This window comes from Hymenobacter sp. (assembly GCF_035709525.1).
Taxonomy (GTDB): domain Bacteria; phylum Bacteroidota; class Bacteroidia; order Cytophagales; family Hymenobacteraceae; genus Hymenobacter.
The window spans coordinates 1-2443 of sequence record NZ_DASTEP010000189.1 but is presented as its reverse complement, the minus strand read 5'-3'; the positions used below and the strand labels follow the sequence as shown (position 1 = coordinate 2443).

2 protein-coding genes are annotated in these 2443 nt (G+C 60.9%); one reads left to right on the top strand and one right to left on the bottom strand.

The features are described 5' to 3' along the window. Positions 1-108: 108 nt before the first annotated feature. Positions 109-918: an SDR family oxidoreductase gene (locus tag VFO93_RS16940; protein ID WP_325135560.1), complete on the bottom strand. Its 810-nt coding sequence runs from the start codon at positions 916-918 to the stop codon at positions 109-111. Positions 919-1138: 220 nt separating this feature from the next. On the opposite strand from VFO93_RS16940, the gene VFO93_RS16935 reads away from it, so the two are divergent. Beyond that, the gene (locus VFO93_RS16935; RefSeq protein ID WP_325135559.1) at positions 1139-2350 is read left to right on the top strand and encodes a lactonase family protein; all 1212 of its coding nucleotides are present in this window, start codon (positions 1139-1141) and stop codon (positions 2348-2350) included. The last annotated feature ends 93 nt before the right edge of the window (positions 2351-2443 follow it).

The window sequence follows — 2443 nt, the reverse complement described above, 5'->3', positions numbered from 1 at the left end:
GTCACCTAACGCCAGACGCAAAGTCTTGCGTCTCTACACCGCTCAACGGCTGCTATTATAAAAAAGCTCGGCTGAATGAGCCGAGCTTTTTTATTAAAACCATATAAGCTACTTCGAGCTTTCGTCGCCATCTATCGGCGCGGCCTGCTTGTGCATTTGGGCGGCTACTAGGCTGTCGGGCAGTAGGTTGCCCATTGCAGCCTGCACCTTGTTCATAAAGCCCGAAACCACTTTGTCCTTGCCAGCCATCAGGGCGTCGTAGCCATCCTGGGCTACTTTGGCGGGGTCAGCTTTGGGGCCTTCGGCCACGAGTTTGGCGCGCTCCATGTCGGCTTTGTGGAAGAAATCGGTATCCGTCACACCCGGCTCCAGCAGGGTGATGGTCACGCCGCTTTCCTTCACTTCCTCGCGCACGGCTTCGGTAAAGGACGTAATAAAGGCTTTGGTGCCGTGGTATACGGCTTGCAGCGGGCCGGGAATCTCGGCCCCCAGGCTCGACACTTGTAGGATTTTACCGCTCCGGCGAGCTACCATTTCCTGCAAATACAGCTTGGTGAAGGTGACGTAGGCCCCGATATTGAGTTGAATAATATCCAGCTCGCGGTTGAGGTCGGTGGTCGTGAAGGTGCCGTACTGGCCCTGGCCAGCATTATTGACCAACACATCTATTTGAATGCCTTGGCCTTGGATTTCTTTATAAACTTCAAACGGGGCCTGCGGCTCGAACAAGTCTTTGGCGATGGTCGTGACCTGCACGCCGTATTGCTGTTGCAGCTCGCTGGCGGTTTGGGCTAGCTCATCCTGGCTGCGGGCCACGAGCACGAGGTTGTACTTGTCTTGAGCGAAAAGCTTGGCCAGCTCGCGGCCGATGCCGCTGGTGCCGCCCGTGATGAGGGCGTAGGTCTGTTGGTCTGCCATGAGGAAAAGGGGAGGAGGTAGTTGGAATACCTTTGCGGTAACGGCCGCCAAAAAGCGTAGTTACGCCGAGCTTAGCGCTCCATTAGTAGCTACTAAGCAGCTTGCCGTAACTGGCACAGGCCGCAGCCTGAACGGTGCGCTAAGGTCAAAGCCCGTAGCTTTAGGCCTTTGAAAATGGCTGCGCTAACGCCTGGCTTTCGGGTTTCTTCTTCTGCTTACCATGACGCAATTCTTGCTCACTCGACCTGTTTTTTTACGCGCTACCCCCCTGACTATCGCCGTGGCTGGCCTGCTGGCCGCCGGCTGCGCCACCCGCCCCTCGGCCACTACCGCGCCCGGCGCGGGCAGCTACCTGGTGTACATCGGCACCAACGTGGCCGGCCCACACGACAATACCATCTACCTCTACCGACTTGACGCCAACACCGGCGCGCTCACGCTGGTGAGCGCCCAAAAAGGCGGCGCGCAGCCCACCTACCTCGCCCTCGATGCCGGGCACCGCACCCTTTATGCGGTGAGTGAAACGCAGTCCTTCCGGGGCCGGGCCAACTGCGGCGGGGTGAGCGCGCTGGCCATCGACCAGCGCACGGGCGCGCTCACACTGCGCAACCAGCAGCCCTCGCTGGGTGCGTCGCCGTGCTACATCAGCCTCGACCGCACGGGTAATAATGTGCTAGTAGCCAATTATTCGAGCGGCAACGTGGCGCTGCTGCCCCGCCAGGCTGATAGCCAGTTGGCCGCCCCCGCCGACAGCAGCCAACACCAGCCGCCCTTCGGCCCGCACAAAAACCAGCACGCGGCGCACGCCCACTGCATCCTGCCCGCGCCCGACAACCGCTACGCCTTCGCCGTGGATTTGGGCACCGACAAGGTGTACCGCTACCAGCTCAACGCCGCCGGCCACAAACTGGGCACGCCGGCCGCCGTGGCCTTCACGGCCCGGCCGGGGGCGGGGCCGCGCCACCTCACGTTTCACCCCAACGGCCGCTGGGCCTACCTCGAAAATGAGCTGGGCTCGACCATTACGGCGCTGACCTACGACGCCAAGGCGGGCACCTTCCAGGAAATCCAAACCCAGACGCAACTGCCGGCCGGCTTCGCGGGCGAAAACTCGGGGGCCGACGTGCATGTGTCGCCCGACGGGCGGTTTGTGTATGCCTCCAACCGGGGCGATAACAGCCTGGCCGTCTTTGCCATCGACAGCGGCAGCGGCCGGCTCTCACTGGTGCAGCACGTGAGCACGCAGGGCAAAACGCCGCGCAACTTTTCGCTTGACCCCAGCGGGCGGGTGCTGCTGGTGGCCAATCAGAACTCCGACAACGTATTTACTTACCGCGTTGATAAGCAGTCGGGTAAGCTCACGCCCACTGGGCAGTCGGTGCAGGTGCCCTCGCCAATGTTCGTGCAGGTCGTGGCGGATTTTACGGAATAGATAAATTTCGCGCAGTGTTCCGCAGTGTTAAAGCGCAGTGTTTCGCAGTGTCCAACACCCCGAAACACTGCGCTTTAACACTGCGGAACACTG

Excerpts from the sequence above, each read along its gene's own strand:
- VFO93_RS16940 (WP_325135560.1), bottom strand. The coding sequence starts at position 918 with ATGGCAGACCAACAGACCTACGCCCTCATCACGGGCGGCACCAGCGGC.
- VFO93_RS16935 (WP_325135559.1), top strand. The coding sequence starts at position 1,139 with ATGACGCAATTCTTGCTCACTCGACCTGTTTTTTTACGCGCTACCCCC.